The 18722-nt window shown below is 65.8% G+C and carries 17 protein-coding genes and 2 tRNA genes; 16 read left to right on the forward strand and 3 right to left on the reverse strand.

Annotation, left to right across the window (positions count from 1 at the left end):
* Positions 1 to 120: 120 nt before the first annotated feature.
* Positions 121 to 205: transfer RNA gene (locus QEP15_RS07640), tRNA-Leu, on the reverse strand.
* 237 nt (positions 206 to 442) lie between these two features.
* Between QEP15_RS07640 and rnr the strand changes: the two genes are divergently transcribed.
* The 12 genes from rnr (at position 443) to QEP15_RS07700 (ending at position 13166) form a co-directional block, all read left to right on the forward strand.
* Complete coding sequence (rnr, locus tag QEP15_RS07645) at positions 443 to 2908, forward strand: ribonuclease R (protein ID WP_280148612.1); 2466 nt, start codon at positions 443 to 445, stop codon at positions 2906 to 2908.
* A 137-nt stretch (positions 2909 to 3045) separates the two neighbouring features.
* A complete protein-coding gene (gene rlmB, locus QEP15_RS07650; RefSeq protein WP_056320073.1) occupies positions 3046 to 3783 on the forward strand; it encodes a 23S rRNA (guanosine(2251)-2'-O)-methyltransferase RlmB in 738 nt (245 codons plus the stop codon).
* A 46-nt stretch (positions 3784 to 3829) separates the two neighbouring features.
* Positions 3830 to 5074, forward strand: coding sequence for a cystathionine gamma-synthase family protein (locus QEP15_RS07655; protein ID WP_128828378.1), 1245 nt, complete (start codon positions 3830 to 3832; stop codon positions 5072 to 5074).
* A 57-nt stretch (positions 5075 to 5131) separates the two neighbouring features.
* A complete protein-coding gene (locus QEP15_RS07660) occupies positions 5132 to 5812 on the forward strand; it encodes a Fe2+-dependent dioxygenase (RefSeq protein WP_062838441.1) in 681 nt (226 codons plus the stop codon).
* A 355-nt stretch (positions 5813 to 6167) separates the two neighbouring features.
* On the forward strand, positions 6168 to 6440 hold the full coding sequence (locus QEP15_RS07665) for an HU family DNA-binding protein (RefSeq protein WP_003812968.1): 273 nt from the start codon (positions 6168 to 6170) through the stop codon (positions 6438 to 6440).
* Between the two features lie 145 nt (positions 6441 to 6585).
* Positions 6586 to 6661, forward strand: a tRNA-Val gene (locus QEP15_RS07670).
* Between the two features lie 382 nt (positions 6662 to 7043).
* The gene (locus QEP15_RS07675; RefSeq protein WP_062838440.1) at positions 7044 to 7862 is read left to right on the forward strand and encodes an energy transducer TonB; all 819 of its coding nucleotides are present in this window, start codon (positions 7044 to 7046) and stop codon (positions 7860 to 7862) included.
* A gap of 1 nt (position 7863) precedes the next feature.
* Positions 7864 to 8835 carry a MotA/TolQ/ExbB proton channel family protein gene (locus QEP15_RS07680; protein WP_056320084.1) on the forward strand — a complete coding sequence of 324 codons (972 nt, stop codon included), beginning with the start codon at positions 7864 to 7866 and terminating at the stop codon, positions 8833 to 8835.
* Positions 8835 to 9320 (forward strand): ExbD/TolR family protein, encoded by a 486-nt coding sequence (locus QEP15_RS07685; RefSeq protein WP_152385441.1) that lies wholly within the window; start codon positions 8835 to 8837, stop codon positions 9318 to 9320. The genes QEP15_RS07680 and QEP15_RS07685 overlap by 1 nt, the downstream gene beginning before the upstream one ends.
* 64 nt (positions 9321 to 9384) lie before the next feature.
* Entirely contained in the window at positions 9385 to 10056 is a 672-nt protein-coding gene (locus tag QEP15_RS07690) for a response regulator transcription factor (RefSeq protein WP_008164454.1), read from the forward strand.
* 114 nt (positions 10057 to 10170) lie between these two features.
* Positions 10171 to 11241, forward strand: coding sequence for a sensor histidine kinase (locus tag QEP15_RS07695; RefSeq protein ID WP_063952906.1), 1071 nt, complete (start codon positions 10171 to 10173; stop codon positions 11239 to 11241).
* A complete protein-coding gene (locus tag QEP15_RS07700) occupies positions 11238 to 13166 on the forward strand; it encodes a potassium transporter Kup (protein WP_056320091.1) in 1929 nt (642 codons plus the stop codon). The genes QEP15_RS07695 and QEP15_RS07700 overlap by 4 nt, the downstream gene beginning before the upstream one ends.
* An 80-nt stretch (positions 13167 to 13246) precedes the next feature.
* Here QEP15_RS07700 and argG read toward each other — a convergent pair whose 3' ends face one another.
* The gene (gene argG, locus QEP15_RS07705) at positions 13247 to 14587 is read right to left on the reverse strand and encodes an argininosuccinate synthase (protein WP_063952908.1); all 1341 of its coding nucleotides are present in this window, start codon (positions 14585 to 14587) and stop codon (positions 13247 to 13249) included.
* Positions 14588 to 14657: 70 nt separating this feature from the next.
* Complete coding sequence (locus tag QEP15_RS07710; RefSeq protein ID WP_280148613.1) at positions 14658 to 15584, reverse strand: LysR family transcriptional regulator; 927 nt, start codon at positions 15582 to 15584, stop codon at positions 14658 to 14660.
* Positions 15585 to 15682: 98 nt separating this feature from the next.
* Here QEP15_RS07710 and QEP15_RS07715 point away from each other — a divergent pair, with 98 nt between their 5' ends.
* From QEP15_RS07715 to QEP15_RS07730, 4 genes are all read left to right on the forward strand, one after another.
* A complete protein-coding gene (locus QEP15_RS07715) occupies positions 15683 to 16549 on the forward strand; it encodes an amidohydrolase family protein (protein WP_152383861.1) in 867 nt (288 codons plus the stop codon).
* Between the two features lie 69 nt (positions 16550 to 16618).
* Entirely contained in the window at positions 16619 to 17572 is a 954-nt protein-coding gene (locus tag QEP15_RS07720; RefSeq protein ID WP_056320100.1) for a Bug family tripartite tricarboxylate transporter substrate binding protein, read from the forward strand.
* A gap of 2 nt (positions 17573 to 17574) precedes the next feature.
* The gene (locus QEP15_RS07725) at positions 17575 to 18105 is read left to right on the forward strand and encodes a carboxymuconolactone decarboxylase family protein (RefSeq protein WP_280148614.1); all 531 of its coding nucleotides are present in this window, start codon (positions 17575 to 17577) and stop codon (positions 18103 to 18105) included.
* A gap of 12 nt (positions 18106 to 18117) precedes the next feature.
* Complete coding sequence (locus QEP15_RS07730) at positions 18118 to 18678, forward strand: DUF4286 family protein (RefSeq protein ID WP_175156860.1); 561 nt, start codon at positions 18118 to 18120, stop codon at positions 18676 to 18678.
* Positions 18679 to 18722: the final 44 nt, after the last annotated feature.

The following is an 18722-nucleotide window of genomic DNA, read 5'->3' on the forward strand; positions in this document are numbered from 1 at the left end:
CGTAAATCCCCCGGCAAAGCAAAAGCCCCGCGGAAAGCAAAAGCCCCGGAAACCTTTCGATTTCCGGGGCTCTTAGCCTTTTGATCAAGCCAGTTTGAAACTGCCTTGATTAGAATTCCGTGGTGCCCAGGAGAGGACTCGAACCTCCACACCTTGCGGCACATGGACCTGAACCATGCGCGTCTACCAATTCCGCCACCTGGGCACTGAAAGATACTGTCAGAACTATGTGCTACGCTGCGTTCCAGTCGCGTGACTTGATTCAAGTTCTGAGCCTTGAACTAATCCATGCGTCCGAATGCAGTTGGTTTTACAATGGGTTTTTTTCAACCCGAGTTATCAGCTTTTTAATTCGGCTTCTAACTCTTCTGACCATTTCTGCTTCAGTGTTCAGCCTTGGGCGAACCACAGAAGCTGCGCATTATATACGGAAAATTTAGCTTTGGCAAAACGATCGAATAACGAATCGAATAACAACAGATCAACACCCTTGCCCGAAGCGCCGCCGGACTTCGACCCTGATGTTCCGTCCCGTGAAGCCATCCTGACAGCGCTGCGCGCCGCGGGTTCGCCGTTGTCGCCGGCTGAGCTGGCCGAACGCATGGGCGTCGAGCGCGAGGCGACGATGGTGGGCTTTGAGCGCCGCCTCGGTGCGATGGAGCGCGACGGGCAGTTGCTGCCCAATCGCAAGGGGGTGCTGCTGCTGGCGACCAAGCTCGATTTCGTGGCGGGCAAGGTGCTGGGGCATCGCGACGGCTTCGGATTCCTGCTGCGCGATGACGGCGGGCCGGATCTGTTCCTGTCGCCTCGCGAAATGCTCAAGGTGCTGCACGGCGACCGCGTGCTGGTCAAGCCGTCGGGCGAATACCGGGGCAAGCCGGAAGGCACCATCGTCGAAGTCATCGAGCGCCGCACCAACAAGCTGGTGGGCCGCTTCCTGCACGAGCACGGCCTGTCCATCGTCGTGCCCGAAGACCAGCGCATCAAGCACGACATCCTGATTCCGCCCAGCGACACCAACGGCGCCCAGCACGGGCAGGTGGTCGCGGTGGAAATCATGGCGCAGCCCACGCGCCACACGCAGCCGCTCGGCCGCGTGGCCGAGGTGCTGGGCGAGATCGACGATCCCGGCATGGAAATCGAAATTGCCGTGCGCAAGTTCGACGTGCCGGTCGACTTCACCGAAGGCGCCTTGAAGCAGGCCGCGCGCCTGCCCGACACGGTCCGCAAGTCCGACCTGAAAGACCGCGTCGATCTGCGCGACGTGCCGCTCATCACGATCGACGGCGAGGACGCGCGCGACTTCGACGACGCGGTGTACTGCGAGCCGGTCGAACTGGGCACGGGTCAACGCAAGCGTCCGGGCTGGCGCCTGCTGGTTGCCATTGCCGACGTCAGCCATTACGTGCGTCCGGGCGATGCGCTGGACGACGATGCGATGGAGCGCGGCACCAGCGTCTACTTCCCGCGCCGGGTCATCCCCATGTTGCCCGAGTCGCTGTCCAACGGCCTGTGCTCGCTCAACCCTGACGTCGACCGTCTGGTGCTGGTGTGCGACATGGTCATCCCGGCCAGCGGCGCCAAGGCCGGCACGGTCACGGCGTACCAGTTCTATAACGCGGTCATGCACTCGCACGCCCGCACCACCTACACCAACATCTGGGCGGCGCTGCAGCAGCCGGGCGGTCCGGCTGCGCATGCGATGCGCAGCGTGATGCCGCAGGTCCAGCACCTGTACGAGCTCTTCCAATTGCTGTCGCAAGGCCGCAAGAAGCGCGGCGCCATCGATTTCGACACGGTTGAAACCAAGATCGTCTGCAACGAGCTCGGCCGCATCGAACAGATCGTGCCGTCCGTGCGCAACGACGCGCACAAGCTGATCGAAGAGTGCATGCTGGCCGCGAACACCTGCGCGGCCGACTTCATGACGCGCAGCAAGCATCCCGGCCTGTACCGCATCCATGAGGGTCCCACGCCCGAGCGCCTGCAGTCGCTGCGCGAATTCCTGCGCACCATGGGGCTGTCGCTGGGCGGGGGCGACATGCCCACGGCCAAGGACTACGGCGATTTCCTGGATTCCGTGCGCGGGCGTCCCGACTACCAGCTGCTGCAGACCATGTGCCTGCGCTCGATGCAGCAGGCGGTCTACAGCCCCGACAACATGGGCCACTTCGGCCTGTCCTATCCGGGCTACAGCCACTTCACCTCGCCGATTCGCCGGTATCCCGACCTGCTCACGCACCGGGTCATCAAAGCGTTGCTCGCGGGGCAGCGGTATGTGCCCAGCCTGGACGATCACGCGGTTGTCATCGGCCGCAGCCAGCGCGAACACGAGCAGGCCATCTGGGAAAAGATGGGCTTGGTGCTGTCGGCCAGCGAGCGCCGCGCCGACGAGGCGTCGCGCGATGTCGAGGCCTGGCTCAAGTGCTGGTTCGTCAAGGAGCGCGTGGGCGAAGACTTCAGCGGCACGGTCACCGGCGTGGCAAGCTTCGGCATCTTCGTCACGCTGGACACGTTGCACGTCGAGGGCCTGGTGCACGTGTCGGAACTGGGCGGCGAATACTTCCAGTTCAACGACGCCCTGCACGAACTGCGCGGCGAGCGTACCGGCATGCGTTACCGCCTGACCGACAAGGTGCAGGTGCAGGTTGCGCGCGTGGACCTGGAAGCGCGCCGCATCGAGTTCCGCCTGGTCCAGGGCACGAGCTTCGACGCGCTGCGCAAGGCGTCGGCGCGCGGGCCCGACGAACCCGTGCGCCGGGTCAAGAAGGCAGCCTCTCCCAAGCCCGCCAGCCTGAAGGGCCAGACCGCCAAGGAACGGCGCGCCTCGGCCAAGAAGGCCGGCAAGCCGCCCAAGGCCACCCAGCGGGCCGCGCCCGCCAAGAAGGCCACCCGCAAGCGCCACTGACCGGCGGCGCGGATCCTTATGGCCATGCGGTCGTTTGGCGGCGTGGCCTAAGGGGGTAACATTGCGGTTAGTGCCGGCGCTGTCCGGTGGCCCGCCCCCTCTGGGGCGGGTATTCGTTTATCTAAAGGTATTGTTTTATGGCGTCGACCCAAGTCCTGGCCGGGTTTCACGCGGTTGTCGCGCGGCTGCGGCACGCGCCCGAGTCGATCAAGGAAATCTACGTCGAGGCCTCGCGCCGCGACAAGCGCATGCAGACATTCATCGAGCAGGCCGAGCGCGCCGGCTGCCGGCTTCACCCGGTTCCGATGGAACGCCTGGACGGCCTGGCGCGCGGCACGCGTCACCAGGGCGTCGTGGCGCTGGCCGACGAGCGCCAACTGGCGGTGGATGTCGACGAAGTGCTCGACGTGATCGAAGGGCCGCCGCTGCTGCTGATCCTTGATGGCGTGACCGACCCGCACAATCTGGGCGCTTGCCTGCGCACCGCCGACGCGGCGGGTGTGCATGCGGTGATCGCGCCGCGCGACCGGGCGGTGGGGCTGAACGCTACCGTGCAGCGCGTCGCCTGCGGCGCGGCGGACACGGTGCCGTACTTGATGGTGACGAACCTGGCGCGCACCATGCGCAGCCTGAAGGACCGGGGCGTGTGGCTCGTCGGGACGGACGATCAGGCCACCGACAGCATGCACAAGGTCGATGCCCGCCAGCCGATGGCGTGGGTCATGGGCGCGGAAGGCGAGGGCATGCGCCGCCTCACGCGCGAGACCTGCGACCAGCTCGTGAACATCCCGATGCTGGGTTCGGTGGAAAGCCTGAACGTCAGCGTCGCCAGCGCCGTCTGCCTGTACGAGACCGTGCGCCAGCGCCAATCGTGACCCGTCCCACCCTGTAGATTCCCTTCTTCAATTGCGTCAGCCCATCATGCACCAGAACGGCTTTACCACCACGATTCTCCATTCCGACCGCAATCAATCCGTCGAGCACGGAGCGGTGCACAAGCCGATGCACCCGTCGTCCGAATTCGCTTACGACGACGCGCGCGAGCTGGCTGCCGTATTCCAGGGCAAGGCGGGCTTCACGTATGCGCGCCAGGGTACGCCGACCACGACGGCGCTTGAGGCCAAGATCAGCCAGATGGAAGGCGGCAAGGGCACGGTCAGCTTTTCAACGGGCATGGCCGCGCTGGCCGCCATTTTCACCACGCTGCTGCGCCGGGGCGATCACCTGGTGTCCAGCCAATATGTGTTCGGCAACACCAACAGCCTGTTCGGCACGCTGCAGGAACTGGGCGTGGAGATCACCTTCGTGGACGCGACGGATTCGGCGCAGGTGCGCGCCGCCATCCAGCCCAATACGCGCATGGTCTTTACCGAGACCATCGCCAACCCGGGCACGCAGGTGGCCGACCTGGCCGTGATCGGCGAGATCTGCCGCGAGAAGGGGCTGGTCTATGTCGTGGACAACACGCTGACCTCGCCGTGGATGTTCCGGCCGGCCTCGGTCGGCGCGTCGCTGGTGATGAATTCGCTGTCCAAGTACATCGGCGGACACGGCAATGCGCTAGGCGGCGCCGTGACCGACACCGGCCTGTACGACTGGGCCGGCAACGACAACATCTACGAAGCCTATCGCAAGGGCGCGTCCACCGGCTGGGGGCTTACGCAGATCAAGAAGAAGGGCCTGCGCGACATGGGCGGCACGCTGGCCGCCGAGCCCGCGCACCGCATCGCGGTGGGCGCCGAGACGCTGGCGCTGCGCATGGCCAAACATTGTTCCAACGCGCTGGCGCTGGCGCGTTTGCTGCAAGCGCATCCTGGCGTGGCGAAGGTGCATTATCCGGGCCTGGCCAGCCACCCCCAGCATGAGCGGGCGGCGGCATTGTTCGGGTCGCGATTCGGCGGTCTGCTGGGCGTCGAACTGGCGGACGGCGTCGATTGCTTCGACTTCCTGAACCGCCTGCGCGTGGTGCTGATGGCGACGCACCTGGGCGATACGCGCAGCCTGGCGCTGCCGGCGGCGCACACGATCTATTACGAGATGGGCGCGGAGCGCCGCAAGCAGATGGGCATTGCGGACAGCCTGATCCGCGTGTCGGTCGGCATCGAGGACGAGGCCGATTTGCTGTTTGATTTCGATCAGGCGCTCAATGGTTGCCTGAAGGGATAATTCGGCAGCCGCGGCGCTCCGGGCAGGGGCGCCAGCAACGCAATCGGGCAGGAACCCATGCTTATTCAGATCGCAGAAGTCTTTACGCCGCAAGAGGCTGCCGACATCCGCCAGCGGCTGGATGCCGCGGACTGGGTGGACGGCAAGGTGACCGCAGGCCATCAGTCGGCCCAGGTCAAGCGCAACCGGCAACTGTCCGAGCAGCATCCGCTGGCGCAAGAGCTCGGCACGCTGATCCTGCAGCGCCTGTCGGCAAACAACCTCTTCATGTCGGCGGCGCTGCCGCGCAAGATCTTCCCGCCGCTCTTTAACCGCTACGAAGGCGGCGAGGCGTTCGGCTATCACGTGGACAACGCCGTGCGCGGCATCGCCGGCTCGGCCGAGCGTGTGCGCACCGACCTGTCCGCGACGCTGTTCTTCTCGGACCCCGACAGCTACGACGGCGGCGAGCTCGTCATCGACGACACCTATGGCCCGCGTGCCGTGAAGCTGCCGGCCGGACACATGGTGCTGTATCCGGGGACGAGCCTGCATAAAGTCAATCCCGTAACGCGCGGCGCGCGCGTCAGTTCATTTTTCTGGATGCAGAGCCTGGTGCGCGAAGACAGCCAGCGTGCGCTGCTGCTGGACATGGACGTCGCCATCCAACGCTTGAATCAAGATGTGGCAGGACATGCCTCAATTGTTCAGCTCACCGGCATTTATCACAATCTGCTGCGCCGCTGGGCCGACGTTTGATGAAGCTTAAAGTGTTTTTTTGCGGGTGTCGCGCAAACCCCAAATGAGCGTTTTTGTTTATTGCGGAATCGGCTAAAAGCTAGTATTGACGCGGGTTGCCGTGAGGTTTTCGCTTGACAGCCGCTCTACGCCAAGGCCTAATACACGTCTGCGTCGCTGACGGTTTGCAGGCATCAAGCCAGCAAATCCTAGGCGGCGCAGCAGTTTAAAAGTTGTGCTTTGCAGCGCAAGAAAAAAGTTTATCCACTGTCTGTTCGTCGTTTGCCTGGTCTCGCGTCCATTTCTGGCATTCCTTCCTGACGGCCATGAACTGCCGCCCCGGGCAGACTCCACACCTTGTGAGGGGTACACCTGCATGAACAAAACCGAACTCATCGATCACATCGCCAGCAAGGCCGATATCTCCAAGGCTGCAGCCGGCCGTTCGCTCGACGCCCTGATCGGTGCCGTGAAGACCACGCTGAAGAAGGGCGGTACGGTCACGCTGGTCGGTTTCGGCACGTTTGCCGTGTCGGCTCGCGCCGCGCGCACCGGCCGCAACCCGCGCACTGGCGAAACCATCAAGATCAAGAAGGCCAAGGTGCCGAAGTTCCGTCCGGGCAAGGCCCTGAAGGACGCTGTCAACTGATAGGACGGCAGCCGATCGCATGGCGCACGGCGCTGCGATTTGCCCACAAGTACGCGGTCCGGTATACTCCGGCCCGCGTATTGCTTTTGAGTACCCCAAATTGGCAATGTCCCCGCGCAAATGCGCCGGGCGATTGCACCGAAATGGGTGCTTAGCTCAGTTGGTAGAGCGGCGCCTTTACACGGCGTAGGTCACAGGTTCGACCCCTGTAGCACCCACCAGAAGCCCTCGCAGTTCACATCGAACCCGCACACATCCCGCCTCCGGCGACGTGGCGGGTTTTTTGTTTTCCGGGCCAGATTGCGACGGCGCGTCTCTTCGAATTGAACGCTTGGCCAACATGGGTCTGACCCGCATTGCGCTGACCCGCGTGGCCAACGCGCCGTCACGGGCATGCCTCATGCTGCCCGCCTTGTCATAAGCGTTTTATTGATGCTGCCTTGATTCCGATCAGCAGTGTTACGCTGTTCCATTCGAAATACAACGTGCGAATCATTCGCATTTAAGATACTATGACGGGCTTGTACCGGTCAGCCGGCGCCGCGGTCTTGTGCGCGTCAACTTCCTGGCAGGCCGGAAAAGTCAATGCACCCTGGCTGATTCATGCCTAGTCTTCAACCCGGTTGGAATTCTTCTTCGCGGTCTTCTTTTGGTATTCGCGCAGGCGCTGGCCTGGCGGTCGTTGCGCTTCATGCAGCGGTGATCGGCGCCATTTTCATGGCGCCGGAGAGTCGTCCTGAATTGGAGGAACCCGAGGCGATCATGGTGAGCGTGGTGGATGCACCCGTTCCCCAGATCGCCAAAGCCGAACCTACGCCCGAAGTGCCGCAGCCGGTCACCGAGACGCCGCCCGAGCCGGAACCCGAGATCGAGCCCGAACCCGAGCCCGAACCGGAATTGAAACCGGAACCCGAGCCGGAGCCCGAACCCGAGCCGGTGGTCGAAAAGCCGCCCATGCCGGCGCCCAAGCCGCCTCCGCCCAAACCCAAGCCGAAGCCCAAGCCCAAGCCTCAGCCCAAGCAGGAGGTCAAGCCCGAGCCCAAGCCCGAGACGCCGCCGCAGCAGACGCCGCCCAGCGGCGCGCCGGAAGGCACGCAGGCGCCGCAAGGCCCGACGCAGGGCCCGCCGCCCGATCAGCCCGTGCTGGTCTCGAGCATTGAATTCCAGGGCGCGCGTCCGATGCCCAACTATCCGATGGCATCGCGCCGCATGCGGGAAGAGGGGCGTGTCGTGGTGCTGGTGGAAATCAACACCCAGGGCCTGGTCGAGCGCGCGACCATCGACGCTTCGTCGGGGTTTCCGCGCCTGGACGAATCGGCGCTGGCAGCCGCGCGCAAAGGCCGTTTCAAGCCGTATACCCGCAATGGCGTGGCCTATCCCGCCAAAGCAAAAATTCCGTTCGATTTCGTAATGAGGAACTGAGATGTCCAACGCACTGCATAGCGCCACCCTGGTGGCGCAGGCGACCACCAGCCCGGCAGCAGCGCCGGCTGCCGCCGCCGCGCCCGCAGCCCAGCAGGCCGCCACGACGGGCGGCGAGGTCGCCCAGCAAGCCGCCGGCGCCGTTCAGCAGGCCGCTGGCGCCGTCCAGCAGTCGGCCGACGCGCTGCACAGCGCCGCCGCCGCGATTCCGCCCGCGCCGGCGCCGGTCCCCGACATGGGCTTCCTGCACTTCGTCGCGCAGAGCGACTTCGTGGGCAAGAGCCTGTTCGTCATCCTGATCCTCATGTCGCTGGTGACCTGGTATCTCATCCTGGTCAAGGCCGCCAGCAATGTCAGCATGCGCAAGCGTTCCGCCGACTTCCTGAACAAGTTCTGGAACGCCAGCTCGCTGGAACAGGTCGAGCACGAAATCAACACGCACGGCGCGCGCGATCCGTTCTCGCATCTGGCCAGCCACGCCATGCACGCGCAGGCGCACCACAACAAGTTCGGCGCAACCAAGCTGGAAGAGTCGGGCAGCAATTCGGATTTCGTCACGCGCACCATGCGCAAGGTCATCGACGAAGAAACCGCCAAGCTGGAAAACGGCCTGACCGTGCTGGCCTCGGTGGGTTCGACGGCGCCGTTCGTCGGCCTGTTCGGTACGGTGTGGGGCGTGTATCACGCACTGGTCGGTATCGGTCTGTCCGACGGCGTGACCATCAACCGCATCGCCGGTCCGGTGGGCGAGGCCCTCATCATGACGGGGCTGGGCCTGGCGGTGGCAATTCCGGCCGTCCTGGCGTACAACACGTTCGTGCGCAATAACCGCGTGTTCCTGTCGCGCCTGGATGCCTTTGCGCATGATCTGTTTGCGTTCCTGACCACCGGCCAGCAGGTTGCGCTGTCCGACGGCAAGGTGCGCGCGCTGCGTCGCCAGAATGGCCACGCGGTCCAACGCGGGAGCGAATGATGGCCTTTGGCAGCTTTGAGGGTAAAGGGTCCGGAAGCCATGCGGTGTCCGAGATCAACATGGTGCCCCTGATCGACGTCATGCTGGTGCTGCTGGTGATCTTCATCATCACGGCGCCGCTCTTGGCGCACTCGATCAAGATCAACATGCCCCAGGTGGCCGCCGAGCAGATCGAGGAAGAGCCCAAGACCGTGGACCTGGCCATCGATGCCAGCGGCGCGCTGTTCTGGGACGAGAAGCCGGTCAATATCGACGACCTGCCCAATCGCTTCAAGTCGATCGCCGGCACCAAGCCGCAGCCCGAGATCCGCATCCGCGCCGATCAGAACACCCGTTACGAAACGCTGGCCAAGGTCATGGCCTCGGCGCGCCGTTCGGGCATGACCCGGATCGGTTTCGTCACGACGCCGCCCTCTGGCGGCGCCCCGGCGGCCGGTGCGCCGGCAGGGGCGACGGCGCCCGCCGCGGCACCGTCCGGCCGGTGAACGAATCCGGAAAGGGGGGCGCATTTCGCGCCCCTTTTTTTTTGGATCGCGCTAGAATCGCGGCATGCGAGTTCTGGTAATCGAAGACGACACCACCCTGGGCCATGCGCTCCAGGAATTCCTGGCCGACCAGGGTTATGCGGTCGACTGGCTGACCGACGGCGACCGGGTTCTGGGCGCGTTGGCAGGCCAGCCGTATGACCTGATGCTGCTCGACCTCAACCTTCCCGGCATGAGCGGCTTGGACGTGCTGCGCCAGCTGCGCCAGGACGGCAATCAGGTTCCCGTGCTCATCCTTACCGCCCGCGATGGCATCGAAGACCGCGTCGCCGGTCTGGATGCCGGGGCGGACGACTACGTCACCAAGCCTTTTGAACTGCCCGAGCTTGCCGCGCGCGTGCGCGCCTTCGGCCGCCGCCGCGCGGGCCAGGCCCAGCCGCTCATCGAAGTCGGTCCGCTGGTGTTCGACACCGTCGGCCGCGAAGTGCGCGCCAACGGCCAGCGCCTGTCGCTGTCGGTGCGCGAGCTTTCCGTCCTCGAAATGCTGATGGCCCGCGTGGGCCGCGTCGTGACCAAGCGCCAGATCGTCAATTCCCTGTCCGCCTGGGATGCGGATTTCAGCGAGAATGCGGTCGAAGTCTATGTGTACCGCTTGCGCAAGCGCCTGGAAGGAACGGGCGCCAGCATCCAGACGGTACGCGGCTTTGGCTACATGCTGGATGTGGAAGCGGCTTGACAGGCCGGCCGCGGCCGGCGACCGCCAGCCGCGCGCATTCATCCGCCTCATTAAGGGCTTCGCGCCATGACGCAGGAACGCACCCCCCAACCGTCTCCGGCTGCGCGGCCTCCCATGCTTCCCTCCCGTTCATTGGCCCGGCATCTGGTCATCCGCCTGATGCCGCCCATCCTGCTCCTCGTCCTGCTGGACCTGGCGGCCACCTGGGTCATCACCCACAAGATCGACATGTCGTTGTGGATGCTGGAAGACTTCTTCTGGCTGATGGTCGTGGGCCAGGTGGCGCTGATTGCGCTGTTCGCTTGGGTGGTGATGCAGGGCGTGCGCTCCGGGCTGCGGTCGGTGAATCACCTGTCCGAAGAAATCCGGCAACGCTCCATCGACGACATGCAGCCGCTCGAGGTCGCCGGCGTGCCGGTGGAGATCGAGCCGCTGGTTACCCACACCAATGACCTGTTGCTGCGGCTGGATGCATCGCTGGCCGCGCAGCGCCGCTTCATCGGCCATGCCGCGCACCAGCTGCGCACGCCGTTGTCGGGGCTGCGGCTGGAATCCGAACTCATGCTGGCGCGTCCCTTGCCCGACGATGTCCGGGCCCGCGCCGAGCGCATCAAGGCCGTCAGCGACCGCATGATCCGGCTGGGCCAGCAACTTCTGGTGCTGGCGCGCGCCGACCCGAATGCCCGGCCCCAGGACAGTTTCGTGCGCATCGACCTGTGCGAATGGGTGCGCGTGCATGGCGCGGAATGGTTTCCGCGCGTGCGCGAGGCGCACTACGAACTGGACCTGGCCGCACCCGAAACGCCCATCTGGATCGACGCGGATCCCTTGCTGCTGGCCGAACTGCTGGGCAACCTGATCGACAATGCGCTGCGCTATGGCAACCCCACGGGCCGCATCACGCTGATCGTCGGCGCCAATCCCCCCTCGCTGACCGTCGAAGACGACGGCCCCGGCATCCCGCCCGAAGAGCGCGACCGCGTGTTCGAGGCGTTCTACCGGTCGCCCACGGCCACGGCCGGCGGCTCGGGTTTGGGACTGGCCATCGTGCGTGAGATCGCGCATGCGCACGGCGCGTGGTGGAAGCTCACGAGCCGGCCCGATTTTTCCGGAACGCGGCTGTCCGTCGTGTTCCCCGGCCCCCGCAAGGGGGCTCAACTCACTCGCCAAGAACCTGCATCATGAGCCAAGGCACGGTCAGCGCTGCTTCTTTGCCCCCCGGCCACCCCGGCGGCGCGCACGCGCCGTCGTCGCGCGCCGCCCTGATCCTGGGCGCCCTGGGCGTGGTGTACGGCGATATCGGCACCAGCCCGCTGTACACCCTGCGCGCCTGCCTGACCGGCCTGAGCGTGCATACCGATCTGGAACCGGCCCACCTGCTGGGCGTGCTGTCCATCCTGTTCTGGATGCTGATGGTGGTGGTGTCCCTGAAATACGTCATGCTGGTGCTGCGCGCGGACAACCGCGGCGAGGGCGGCACGCTGGCGCTGCTGGAGCTGGCGGTGCGTGCCCGCGAGGGCAAGCTGCGCTGGATCCTGATCGTGCTGGGCATCTTCGGTGCGGCGCTGTTCTACGGCGACAGCATGATCACCCCGGCAATTTCCGTCTTGTCGGCCCTGGAAGGCATTGGCATCGTGTCGCACACGCTGGACCGCTGGGTGGTGCCGATCGCACTGGTGGTCCTCATCGCGCTGTTTGCGATCCAGTCGCGCGGCACGGCGACGATGGGCAAGCTGTTTGGCCCCGTGATGTTCCTGTGGTTCGCCACGCTGGCCGCGCTGGGCGGCTGGCAGATCTGGCAGACGCCCGAGATTCTGGCCGCGCTGAATCCGATATGGGGGCTGCGCTTCATCGTGGAAGCGCCGTGGGTGAGCTTTGTGCTGCTGGGCGCGGTGGTGCTGGCGCTGACTGGCGCCGAGGCGCTGTATGCCGACATGGGCCATTTTGGGCGCCCGGCGATCCGCCGCGCCTGGTTCAGCATGGTGCTGCCGGCGCTGACGCTGTGCTACTTCGGCCAGGGAGCGCTGCTGCTGCGCGATCCCACCGCGATCCGCAATCCCTTTTTCCTGATGGCCCCGGAATGGGGGCTTGCCCCGCTGGTCGCGCTGGCCACCGTCGCCACCATCGTCGCCTCGCAGGCGGTCATCTCGGGCGCCTATTCGGTGACGCGCCAGGCGGTGCAGCTGGGCTTCTGGCCGCGCATGCAGATCCTGCACACGTCCGCCATCGAAAAAGGCCAGATCTACCTGCCGCAGGTCAACGCGTTGCTGCTGTGCGCGGTGCTTGTCCTGGTGCTGTGGTTCCGCAACTCCGACAACCTGGCTGCCGCCTATGGTTTCGCGGTGACGGGCACGATGTTCACGACGTCGGTGCTGGCGTTCGCGGTGCTGCCGCGCGGCACCACGGGCGTCAAGCGCATGATGTGGTTCCTGGTGCTGGGTCTGTTGCTGCTGCTGGACGTGCTGCTGTTTTCGGCCAACGTCTTCAAGATCCACGAGGGCGGCTGGCTGCCGCTGGTGGTGGCGATCGTGGTGTTCACGCTGATGATGACGTGGCGCCGCGGCCGGCACCTGCTGTCCGACATGCAGCAGCGCGACCGCCAGCCGCTCAAGGAATTCATGGAGCAGCTCGAGCAATACCCGCCGTCGCGGGTGCCGGGCACCGCGATCTTCATGACGATGAATTCGGGCAACGTCCCGTCGGCGCTGCTGCACAACCTGAAGCACAACAAGGTGCTGCACGACCAGGTGCTGTTCCTGACGATCCTGTCGGCCGACGTGCCGTACATCGCGCCGGAAGAGCGCTTCGAGGTGAACCGGCTCAGCGCATCGAGCTGGGCCGCGACGATCAACTACGGGTTCAAGGAAGATCCGGACGTGCCGGAGGCGCTGCGCCTGATCGCAGAGGGCTACCCCGAACTGGATCTGGAACCGATGCGCACGTCGTACTTCCTGTCGCGCCAGACCGTGGTGGCGGCCAAAAAGCCGGCCTTGTCGCGCTGGCGGCGCGCGGTGTTCTCGTTCATGGCGCGCAACTCCACCCGCAGCACCAAGTTCTTCAAGATCCCCGCGAACCGGGTTGTGGAAATGGGCATGCAGGTCGAACTCTAGGCGCGCCGCGCCGCGCCGCGATGAGGCGAAAAAAAACCCTCGGTGTGAAAACCGAGGGTTTTTTATTGGGCCTTGAAGCATTACTTCTTCGAGGTCGCGTCCTTCAGTTGGGGCAGCGACGTGCCGCTGGAGGCGAGCAGGCCGGTCTTGACGTACGTGAACAGCTTTTCGCGCGTGTCGACGATGTCGAGGTTGCGCATGGTGAGCTGGCCGATGCGGTCCGCCGGCGTGAAGGGGGCGTTCTCCACCTTCTCCATGGACAGGCGCTCGGGCGCGTACGTGAGGTTGGGCGACACGGTGTTGAGCAGCGAGTAGTCGTTGCCGCGGCGCAGTTCGATGGTCACTTCGCCGGTGACGGCGCGGGCAACCCAGCGCTGGGCGGTTTCGCGCAGCATGATGGCTTGCGGATCGAACCAGCGGCCCTGGTACAGCAGGCGGCCCAGCTTGCGGCCGTTTTCGCGGTACTGCTCGATGGTGTCTTCGTTGTGGATGCCGGTGACCAGGCGCTCGTAGGCGATGAAGAGCAGGGCCAGACCCGGGGCTTCATAGATGCCGCGGCTCTTGGCCTCGATGATGCGGTTTTCGATCTGGTCGCTCATGCCCAGGCCGTGACGGCCGCCAATGCGGTTGGCTTCGAGCATCAGTTCGACGGGATCGGCGTATTCGACGCCGTTCAGGGCGACGGGCTGGCCTTCTTCGAAGCGCACCGTGACTTCCTCGGCCTTGACGGCGACGTCGTCGCGCCAGAACGCCACGCCCATGATGGGCTTGACGATGCGGATGCCGGAGTTCAGGTGCTCCAGGTCCTTGGCTTCGTGCGTGGCGCCGAGCAGGTTGGAGTCGGTGGAGTAGGCCTTTTCAGCCGACATCTTGTAGTCGAAACCGGCTTGGCGCATGTATTCGGACATTTCCGAACGGCCGCCGAGTTCGTCGATGAAGCGCTGGTCCAGCCAGGGCTTGTAGATCTTCAGTTCCGGGTTGGTGAGCAGACCGTAGCGGTAGAAGCGCTCGATGTCGTTGCCCTTGAACGTGCTGCCGTCGCCCCAGATGTTGACGTTGTCTTCCTTCATGGCGGCGACCAGCATCGTGCCCGTGACGGCGCGGCCGATGGGCGTCGTGTTGAAGTACGTGATGCCGGCGGTCGAGATGTGGAAGGCGCCCGATTGCAGGGCGGCGATGCCTTCGGCCACGAGCTGCGCGCGGCAGTCGATCAGACGGGCGTTTTCGGCGCCGTAGGCCATGGCCTTGCGGGGAATCTCGTCGTAGTCGGATTCGTCGGGCTGGCCCAGGTTGGCGGTGTAGGCGTAGGGAATGGCGCCGTTGTTGCGCATCCACAGGAGCGCCGCGCTGGTGTCCAGGCCGCCGGAAAAGGCGATGCCGACTTTCTGGCCGGTGGGCAGGTTCGGGAGGATAGTGGTCATTGTTTGAGGTGAGACGCCAACAGGACTTTGACAGCAACGAGCCGCCAAACAAGAAAAGTAGCCCGCCATTTTAACTCTTTTGAGGGGGGCTGGCCTCGGGCGCGAACAGATCGGCAAGCCGCAGTTCGCGGATGAGCTGGCCCGTGGCGGCGGCCAGCCGGGTGGCCGGGCGATGGCGCGGGCTGGCCAGCACCAGGTTGTTGGTGATCGTGGGCGAACCGATGGCGCACAGGGACAGTTCATGCTCGGCGGCCGGGCCGCGCGCGGCCGAGCGGGGCAGGATGGCGTAGGGGTCGCCCTGCGCCGCCAGTTCGACGATGGTCTGCACGGCGTCGACCTCGGCCGCCACCTTGAGCCGCACGCCCTGCGCGCGGCAGACGCTTTCCACGAGGGTGCGGATGGCGTTGGGCAGGCTGGGCAGGACCAAGGGATAGTCGCCCAGCCGCGCGACCGGCACGCGATCGGGCAGGGGCGGTTGATGGCCCGCGGCGGCCGCCAGGACGAGATCTTCGCGAAACAGCGATTCGTAGGCCAGCTGCGGAGACGGGGCCGGGTCATAGAGCAAGGCCAGGTCCACCCGGCCGGCGAGCAGCCATTCGCGGACCTGCGCGCTCAAGCCTTCGGCCACCGCGATGGAGGCATCCGGAAAGTCCTGGCGGAACGCCTGCACGAGCGGGGGCGTGAGCACGCGCGCGATGCGCGGTGGCAGGCCGATCATGACCTTGCCCGTGGGCGTTTCGCGCAGCGTCTGCAGATCTTCCTTGGCGCGTTCCGCCAGCGTCAGCAAGGCACGGGCGTGCTCCAAAAAGCGCAGGCCGGCCTCCGTGGGTTCGGCGCCGCGGCCGTTGCGGTAGAGCAGGTGCTGGCCCAGCTCTACCTCCAGCAGCCGCACCTGGCGGCTGAGCGTGGGCTGCGCGACGTCCAGCATCTCTGCGGCGCGCGAGAAGCTGCGGCGCTCGGCCACCCGCACGAAGTATTCGATCTGCTTGAGATCCATCGGATATTAGCTTTTTCGATATCAGAAATATCAGGTATAGCATTGTTTGCCAGGCCAGATTCCGCGAGGATGGCGTTTTGCAATGAGGAAGTCCCCCCGTGCCCGATTGCCGTCCGCCGCTCGCCTCGCCGTCCCGTCCCCGCCACGCGCTGCCGCCGGGCGCGTGCGACGCGCATTGCCACATCTTTGGGCCGGACGACGTGTTTCCGTACGCGCAGGGCCGCTCCTACACGCCGCCGGACGCGCCGTTCGCCAGCATGGCGGCGCTGCATGCCCATCTGGGCATCGAGCGGGCCGTCGTCGTACAGGCCAATTGCCATGGGTCGGATCACCGCGCCTTGCTGGACGCGCTGGCGCGCAGCGCCGGGCGGTATCGCGGCGTGGCGTTGCTGGGCGCCGACGCCACTGCGGCCAGCGTCAAGGCGCTGCATGAAGGCGGCGTGCGGGCCGCGCGCTTCAATTTCGTGCCGCATCTGGGCGGCGCGCCCGATCCGGCCGTGTTCGACCATGTGGTCGCGCTGATTGCGCCGCTGGGCTGGCACCTGTGCCTGCACGTGGACGGCGCGATGCTGCCGGAACTGCTGCCGCGCCTGCTCGCGTTGCCGGTGCCGTTCGTCGTGGATCACATGGGTCGGCTGAAGACATCGGACGGGCTCGATTCGCCGGCGATGCGGGCGCTGCTCAGCCTGGCCGACGTCGACGCGGCCTGGGTCAAGGTGTCCGGCATCGACCGCATTGCCGCCGGCCGGCGGCCGTTCGCCGAAGGTATTCCGTTCGTGCGCGCGCTCGTTCAGACCATGCCGGACCGCACGCTGTGGGGCACGGACTGGCCGCATCCGAATGTGGCGGGCGACATGCCGGACGACGGTGAGCTGGTCGACATGTTTTTCGAGGCCTGCCCGGACGCCGGGCTGCGTCAGCGCGTGCTGGTGGACAACCCCGCACGGCTTTACGGATTTCAGTAGTACCGAGAACGCGGAACGAGGGCCAGGATGCCCGAGCCGCAAGCACACCCCCATCAACGAGGAGACACCATGTTCAAGAAAATCATCTCGGCCGCCGTGCTGAGCCTGGCCGCCGCGGGTGCGGCCCATGCCGACGGTCCCGTGCGCCTCATCATCGCGTTCCCGCCGGGCGGCCCGGTGGACCTGGTGGGCCGCGTGCTGGCCGAGCAATTGGGCAAGGAGCTCAAGCAGAACGTCATCGTCGAGAACAAGGCGGGGGCCAATGGCAACATCGCGGCCGCTTACGTGGCCAAGGCGCCTGCCGACGGCTCGGTGCTGTTCCTGACCAGCGTTGGCGCGGTGGCGATCAGCCCGGCGCTGTACAAGGACCTGCCGTATGATCCGGCGCGCGATTTCGCGCCGGTGTCGCGCGTGGTGAACAACGCCACGGTGTTCGTGGTGAACCCGTCCAATCCGGCCACCGATGCGGCCGACTTCGTGAAGAAGTCGCAAGCCGCGTCGCAGTCGGTCGCCATCGGCTCGTCGGGCATCGGCAGCATTCCGCACCTCACGCTGGAAATGTTCGCCGATTCCAGCAAGGCCAAGGTGCTGCACGTGCCTTACAAGGGCGCGGCGCCCGTCATCAACGACGTGATGGGCAATCAGGTGTCCGGGTTCTTCGGCGACGTGCCGGGCCTGATCGGCCACATCCAGGGCGGCAAGCTCAAGCCCCTGGGCGTGGCGGCGCCGACCCGCCATCCGCTGCTGCCCGATGTGAAGACGCTGGCCGAGCAGGGCATCCCCGGCGTCGAGTCCAATAACTGGTACGGCCTTGTCGCGCCGGCGGGCACGCCTGCCGCCACCGTGGACAAGCTGAACCAGGCCGTGCGCGCCGCGCTGGGCAACGAAACCGTGCGCGCCCGCCTGGAGAAGTTCGGCGCCGAGGCCGCGCCCAGCACGCCGCAGGAATTGGGCGCGCTGATCGCCGCCGACCGCGAGAAGTGGACCGCGCTGATCCAGCGCAAGAACATTCGTCCGGAGTAAGCATGAGCGCCAGCCGAATCGAACCCGTCGTGCCGGGCACGCGCCCGGAACTGGCTGTGCTGGAGGCGCGCATTGCCGCCGCCCGCGGCCGCATCTCGCCGCTGTATCAGGTGCTGCTGAACAGTCCGGCCGTGGTCGAAGGCTGGGAAGCCATGCTGACCGCGATCCGGCAGAAGACGTCGCTGGCGCCGCGGCTGCGCGAGCTGATCATCCTGCGCGTGGCGACCTTGAACAACGCGCCGTACGAATTCGAGGCGCATGTGCCGCACGCGCTGGCGGGCGGCATGCCGCAGGCTGTCATCGACGTGCTGCGTGGCAATCCCGCTCCGGATCAGGTACAGGGCCTGGAACCTGGCGAGGCCGAGGTGCTGGCGCTGACCGACGCCATGACGCGCGATATCGAGGTGCCAGACGCGGTGTTCGCGCCGCTGCGCGCGCGCTACGACGACGCGCAACTGGTGGAACTGGCTGCGACGGTGGGCGCGTACAACATGGTGTCGCGCTTCCTGGTCGCCTTGCGCGTCGGACATTGAAAGGAGAGCGCTGTGCAGGAAACGATATTGCTGGTGTCGCTGGGCGAGCGGTTTGACGAGACGCGCATTCAGGATCTGGCCGGGCGTCTCGCGGACGGCCTGGAGGATGTGAAGATCAGCGCCTTTGCCGCGCTGGGAGCCGAAGACACCTACGTATACGTGCGCGGGGCCCGTGCATTGCCGCAGATCCAGGCCCGCCTGAATGAACTGGCGCCCGGCGCGCACGCGCGGGTGCTGCATCTGACGCTGGATTTGCCGGGCGCGTCGGCGGGACAGGAGGCGCCGTGGCATTACATCGTCGAAACCGACGTGCTGCCCGAGGCCGAGGCCGACCTGAACGCCTGGTACGACCAGGAGCACCTGCCCGGCCTGGCGTCGGTGCCCGGCACGGTGCGCGCGCAGCGCTGGGAATGCCGCGATGCGTCGCCGCGGTACCTGGCCTGCTACGACCTGCACACGCAGGAAACCTTCGGCAGCCCGCCGTGGCTGGCCGTGCGCGCGACCGACTGGAGCAGCCGCGTGCGGCCGTCCTTTCGCAACACGCGGCGCACGATGTTCAGGAAGATCCTGTAGCGCCGTTGCGCCACAAAAGTGAAGGGGCCCGGACATCGCGCGAT

Origin of the sequence: Achromobacter mucicolens, from assembly GCF_029866465.1 — a bacterium.
GTDB lineage: Bacteria > Pseudomonadota > Gammaproteobacteria > Burkholderiales > Burkholderiaceae_B > Achromobacter > Achromobacter mucicolens.

Excerpts from the sequence above, each read along its gene's own strand:
- rlmB (WP_056320073.1), top strand. The coding sequence starts at position 3,046 with ATGGCGTCGACCCAAGTCCTGGCCGGGTTTCACGCGGTTGTCGCGCGG.
- QEP15_RS07655 (WP_128828378.1), top strand. The coding sequence starts at position 3,830 with ATGCACCAGAACGGCTTTACCACCACGATTCTCCATTCCGACCGCAAT.
- QEP15_RS07660 (WP_062838441.1), top strand. The coding sequence starts at position 5,132 with ATGCTTATTCAGATCGCAGAAGTCTTTACGCCGCAAGAGGCTGCCGAC.
- QEP15_RS07665 (WP_003812968.1), top strand. The coding sequence starts at position 6,168 with ATGAACAAAACCGAACTCATCGATCACATCGCCAGCAAGGCCGATATC.
- QEP15_RS07675 (WP_062838440.1), top strand. The coding sequence starts at position 7,044 with ATGCCTAGTCTTCAACCCGGTTGGAATTCTTCTTCGCGGTCTTCTTTT.
- QEP15_RS07680 (WP_056320084.1), top strand. The coding sequence starts at position 7,864 with ATGTCCAACGCACTGCATAGCGCCACCCTGGTGGCGCAGGCGACCACC.
- QEP15_RS07685 (WP_152385441.1), top strand. The coding sequence starts at position 8,835 with ATGGCCTTTGGCAGCTTTGAGGGTAAAGGGTCCGGAAGCCATGCGGTG.
- QEP15_RS07690 (WP_008164454.1), top strand. The coding sequence starts at position 9,385 with ATGCGAGTTCTGGTAATCGAAGACGACACCACCCTGGGCCATGCGCTC.
- QEP15_RS07695 (WP_063952906.1), top strand. The coding sequence starts at position 10,171 with ATGCTTCCCTCCCGTTCATTGGCCCGGCATCTGGTCATCCGCCTGATG.
- QEP15_RS07700 (WP_056320091.1), top strand. The coding sequence starts at position 11,238 with ATGAGCCAAGGCACGGTCAGCGCTGCTTCTTTGCCCCCCGGCCACCCC.
- argG (WP_063952908.1), bottom strand. The coding sequence starts at position 14,587 with ATGACCACTATCCTCCCGAACCTGCCCACCGGCCAGAAAGTCGGCATC.
- QEP15_RS07710 (WP_280148613.1), bottom strand. The coding sequence starts at position 15,584 with ATGGATCTCAAGCAGATCGAATACTTCGTGCGGGTGGCCGAGCGCCGC.
- QEP15_RS07720 (WP_056320100.1), top strand. The coding sequence starts at position 16,619 with ATGTTCAAGAAAATCATCTCGGCCGCCGTGCTGAGCCTGGCCGCCGCG.
- QEP15_RS07725 (WP_280148614.1), top strand. The coding sequence starts at position 17,575 with ATGAGCGCCAGCCGAATCGAACCCGTCGTGCCGGGCACGCGCCCGGAA.